Genomic DNA, 4,970 nt, shown 5'->3' on the forward strand with positions numbered 1-4,970 from the left:
GGTCGGCGGGGTCGAACTGCTCGGCGGCTTCGTGGGCGAGGTCGACGGCTTGGAGGTCGGGGACTGCGGTTTCGTCGCGGACCCGGTCGGGCTCGGCTCCTTCGACCCGCTCGGCTCGTCCGACGGCTCGCCGGTCCCGGACGGCGTCGGGTCGTCCGAGGTCCCCACGACCCCGTCCTTGCCGGGGTCGGGTGCGCGGTTCGTCGAGTCCGCCTCGCCGCTGCCCTTCTTCGGCCGCTCCGCGCCGAGGTCGCTGCCGTCCTCGCCCGCGCTGGCCGACGGGTTGACGCCGACCTTCTCCGCCGGGGCGTCGTCGTCCGGGCTGGAGGTCGCGCCGAGCGTCACCACCGTGCCGAGCACGGCGGCGAGCAGGGCGCCCGCGCCGGCGGCCACCAGGTTGCGCCGGGTGCCGTGGACGAGCCCCTTGAGCCCGCCCCTCGTGCCGGGCCGTGCCGGGGCGGCGGGTCCGGTCCGGTGGGTGATCAGCGTGGCGGGCTCGCCCGGCGACTGCAGCGAGGGGACCGCCGCGAACGCGGCCGGCACACCGCCGGGCGGTGACGCCGACTCCTCGGACCGCGCGTCGGGCACCTCCTCGCCCGCCGTCGGGCCGATGCCCCCCGGCGGGGTGTTCCCGGAGTGGTCCGCGACCAGGGCGAGGGCGCGCCGGCCGGCGACGGTGCCGCGCTTGTCGGCGAGGGCGCCGCGCAGGCCGACGGAGGCCTCCAGCTCGACGCGGGCCCGGTCGAGCTGTCCGCCGCAGAGCGCCAGGACGCCCAGCTCGTGGTGGAAGTAGGCCTGGTCGGCGACCTGGCCGGCGAGCTTGGCCGCCTCGCTCCCGGCCCGCAGCGCCCGCTCCCAGGCGCTCCAGTGCAGTCCGGCGGCGAACGCGGGGGCTGCGGCCCGGGCCAGTCCCACCGCGGGCGCGGTCTCCTCGCCCTCGGCCGGCGGCGCCGTGAGCGGCACCAGGGCGGTCAGGGCGGCGAGCACGGCGTCCGCCTCGGCGCAGACGCGTTCCGGGGTGACGGACGGGTGTCCCGCCCACCAGGTGTAGTGCCGGGCGGCGGCGTGGGCCGTCTCCTCGGCGCCGGAGGCGTACCCGGCGGCCTCCAGCTGGGTCTGCACCCCCGCGGCGAGCCGGTAGTGCGCCCCGACCGGGGTGACGAGCGCGCAGCCGACCAGCTCGGCGAGCGCGGCGTCCGCGTGGGTGTGGCCCACGAGGGCGGGCAGGTGCGCCTGGTGAGGCACCTCGCCGTTCAGCGCGACGGCGAAGCGCAGGGTGGCGCGGGCCGACTCGCTGAGCCGGGAGGCGAGCAGCGCGGCGGGCGCGGCGCCCTCGGCGAGCGAGGGCAGCGGTATGTCGTGGGCGCCCGGGCCGTCGTGCCCGCCGGGGACCGCGTCCGCGGGCCCGTCCTCGATGCGGCCGGAGCCGTCGGGGGCGTCCGGGTCGGTGAAGGCGTCCGGGTCGGCGAGCAGCTGGTCGCGCTGCCGCAGCAGGGCGCCGGCCTGCACGAAGCGCAGCGGGAGCCCCTCGGACTCGAACCAGAGGTCGCCCGCCCAGTTGGCCTCCTCCTCGGTCAGGACCCGGCCGACGGCCCGTTCCAGCAGTTCGAGGCCGCCGCCGCGGCCGAGGCCGCCGAGGAAGACCTCTTCGAGGAGCGAGTCGGCGGACGGGGCCGCGATCCGCGGTGTCGCGGAGATCAGCCAGGCGCACTCGGGGGTGGCGTCGAGCAGGTCGTCGAGCGCGCCGCCGCCGAACTCCACGTCGTCCAGGACGACGACCGCGCCGATGTCGTGGACGAGGGCGCGCAGTTCGTCCTGTTCCGGTCGGTGCAGCGGAGCGTCGTGGACGGCGGCGAAGAGGTCGTGCAGCAGGTCGTCGGCGGTACGGCGGTGGCCGCTGAGGCGCACCACGCCGTCGGGCGCGAGGTCCGCGCAGTCGTCGGCGACGGCGTCGAGCAGCACCGTGCGGCCCGAGCCCGAGGGCCCGGTGAGCCGTACGGAGCGGCCGCGCGCGAGCAGCCGTACGAGCCGCTCGCGCTCCTCCTGGCGCTCCAGGAGCGGCAGCTTGTGCTGCGGGGCCCCGGGCGGCACGGTCGGCCGGCCGGCGCGGGCCCGGTCGGCCCGCTCGGACGCGCCGAACTTCACCGGCCGCTGCGGCCGCTCGCCCGGCGGGCAGAGCTCGATCTCGCTGCCGTCGACGGGGTTGACGGTGAGCAGGTGGTCGCCCGCGACCAGGCGCACGGTGCGGGCCGGCGCGGGTGTGAGCAGTGCGGGTGTGTGCGACGCGGCCGGGGGCTGGGCGCCCCCTGCCCCCGGTGCGTGCGCCGACGGCTCGCGCGGCGGGCGCTGCCGTGGCGCCGGGCCGTCGTCGTGGCCGTACTCTTCGGGTCCGCGGTTCGTCGGGTCCATAGGTCCAAGCCCCCCAAAAGCGTCGTGTGCCGAGCCCCCTCCGGCCTGCCGCACACTGCGCTGTCGCTTCTGGTCCGGTGCCCACCGACGGGTCCATCAACACGCGGGCAGCCGAACCCTAAACCTTCGCACAGTATCTACGAACACACGGGGTACCGCGCGGTCCGAGACGTCACAGCTTCGTGAGGATTGTTCGCGAGGTACGGGTTTCGTACGCCGCTTCCCATCCGATCTTCGCCGTTTGCGGCAGTGACGCGGGCGTCAGACCCGGGGCAGCGACTCGACGCCGATGCCGCCCTCGACGGCCAGGATCCGGTGCAGCCGGGTGGCCACCAGCAGGCGCTGCATCTGCGGCGGGACGCCGCGCAGCACAAGCCTGCGGCCGCACCGCCCCGCCCGCCGGTGGGCCCCCATGATGACACCGAGTCCGGTGGCGTCCCAGGAGTCCAGCTCTGACAGGTCGAGCACCAGGTCGCCGACTCCGTCGTCGACGGCCGAGTGCAGGACCGTACGGGCGTCCGCCGCGCTGCGGACGTCGAGGCGGCCCCCGACGACCAGCTCGACGTGGTCGCCCCTGATGTGCATATGCGCTCCCCGAGAGTGCGTTTTTCGTACCCGTCGTGTTCGTCGTGCCCTGTTCCAGGACTGACTGCGGTACCGGGGCAGAAGTTGCCCTCCGTGAGCGAACCGATACCGAAGTCGACCCGAACGAGTGACGGGGGTGACAGGTCGGGACCGCCACGGAGCCGGTACGCGGTTCAGTACGTGTAGAAGCCCTGTCCGCTCTTGCGCCCGATGTCACCGGCGTCGACCATCCGGCGCATCAGCTCCGGCGGCGCGAACTTCTCGTCCTGGGACTCGGTGTAGATGTTGCCGGTGGCGTGCAGCAGGATGTCGACGCCCGTGAGGTCGGCGGTGGCGAGGGGTCCCATGGCGTGGCCGAAGCCCAGCTTGCAGGCCAGGTCGATGTCCTCGGCGCTGGCCACGCCCGACTCGTACAGCTTGGCCGCCTCGACGACCAGGGCCGAGATGAGCCGGGTGGTCACGAAGCCGGCCACGTCGCGGTTGACGACGATGCAGGTCTTGCCGACCGACTCGGCGAACTCCCGGGCCCGCGCGAGCGTGTCGTCGCTCGTCTTGTAGCCGCGGACCAGCTCGCACAGCTGCATCATCGGGACCGGCGAGAAGAAGTGCACGCCGACGACCCGCTCCGGGCGCTCGGTGGCCGCCGCGATCTTGGTGATCGGGATGGCCGAGGTGTTGGAGGCGAGGACGGCCTCGTCCTTCACCAGTTTGTCGAGCGTACGGAAGATCTCGTGCTTGACCTCAAGCTTCTCGAACACGGCCTCGACGACGATGTCGGCGTCGGCGGCCGCGTCCAGCTCGGTGGTCGCGGTGATGCGGCCCAGCGCCTCCCCGGCCGCGCCCGCGTCCAGCTTCCCCTTGGCCACGAACTTGTCGTACGAGGCCTTGATGCCGTCGGTGCCACGGGTCAGCGCCGCGTCGGTGACATCCCGCAGGACGACGTCCCAGCCGGCCTGTGCGGCGACCTGGGCGATACCGGAACCCATGAGTCCGGCTCCGATGACGGCGAGCTTCCCTGCCACTGTCCGACTCCCCTGCTGCTTCTTCCGGGGGCCGCGTCCTGTACGGCCACCGCCGCGCGACCCCGGGTCCCGGCCGGAACCGACCGGCGGGGACGACTGGTGTTGACATCGCGAGACAGCTCCGGACGACATGCCGCAGGGTTGCCTCTCCGGCGGACCCTAGCGCTCGCACAGCGCTGTGTGACCGGTAAGTAACGCGCGTCACGTCTCATCTGACGGACATCACACCGGGCGGCTCATTCCACCGCCCGTACGGCGTAGTTGAGGACCTTCCCGCTCAAGGCGGCCGGGGCGTAACTACGCTGGTCGCATGGTCAATCTGACGCGCATCTACACCAGGACCGGCGACGGGGGCACCACGGCCCTCGGCGACATGAGCCGCACCGCCAAGACCGATCCGCGGATCTCGGCGTACGCCGACGCCAACGAGGCGAACGCCGCCATCGGCACGGCGATCGCCCTCGGGAACCTCGACGAGGAGGTCGTGAAGGTCCTCTCCCGCGTCCAGAACGACCTGTTCGACGTAGGCGCGGACCTCTCCACGCCGGTCGTCGAGAACCCCGAGTTCCCGCCCCTGCGCGTCGAGCAGTTCTACGTCGACAAGCTGGAGGCGGACTGCGACCGCTTCAACGAGCGGTTGGAGAAGCTGCGCTCCTTCATCCTGCCCGGCGGCACCCCCGGCGCGGCCCTGCTCCACCAGGCCTGCACGGTGGTCCGCCGCGCGGAGCGCTCCACGTGGGCGGCCCTGGAGTCGCACGGCGAGGTCATGAACCCCCTGACGGCGACCTACCTCAACCGCCTCTCCGACCTCCTGTTCATCCTGGCCAGAACGGCGAACAAGGACGTGGGAGACGTCCTGTGGCTCCCGGGCGGCGAACGCTGACACCGTTCGCCCATTGAGGGGCGCGGGGAACTGCGCGACAAGCCCCCGCCGCCCCGCACCCGACACACAGC

4 protein-coding genes are annotated in these 4,970 nt (G+C 73.6%); 1 reads left to right on the forward strand and 3 read right to left on the reverse strand.

Annotation, left to right across the window (positions count from 1 at the left end; translation table 11 throughout):
• The 3 genes from FGF04_RS13255 to FGF04_RS13265 form a co-directional block, all read right to left on the reverse strand.
• Nucleotides 1–2,409: ATP-binding protein (locus FGF04_RS13255; RefSeq protein ID WP_149512249.1), on the reverse strand; the 2,409-nt coding region annotated here is incomplete at its 3' end.
• A 261-nt stretch (nt 2,410–2,670) separates the two neighbouring features.
• Nucleotides 2,671–2,994 carry an STAS domain-containing protein gene (locus FGF04_RS13260; protein ID WP_149511510.1) on the reverse strand — a complete coding sequence of 108 codons (324 nt, stop codon included), beginning with the start codon at nt 2,992–2,994 and terminating at the stop codon, nt 2,671–2,673.
• 173 nt (nt 2,995–3,167) lie between these two features.
• A complete protein-coding gene (locus tag FGF04_RS13265; protein WP_149511511.1) occupies nt 3,168–4,016 on the reverse strand; it encodes a 3-hydroxyacyl-CoA dehydrogenase family protein in 849 nt (282 codons plus the stop codon).
• Between the two features lie 310 nt (nt 4,017–4,326).
• Here FGF04_RS13265 and FGF04_RS13270 point away from each other — a divergent pair, with 310 nt between their 5' ends.
• Nucleotides 4,327–4,899 carry a cob(I)yrinic acid a,c-diamide adenosyltransferase gene (locus FGF04_RS13270; protein ID WP_149511512.1) on the forward strand — a complete coding sequence of 191 codons (573 nt, stop codon included), beginning with the start codon at nt 4,327–4,329 and terminating at the stop codon, nt 4,897–4,899.
• Nucleotides 4,900–4,970 lie beyond the last annotated feature (71 nt).

Source organism: Streptomyces apricus (assembly GCF_008369065.1).
Lineage (GTDB): Bacteria > Actinomycetota > Actinomycetes > Streptomycetales > Streptomycetaceae > Streptomyces > Streptomyces apricus.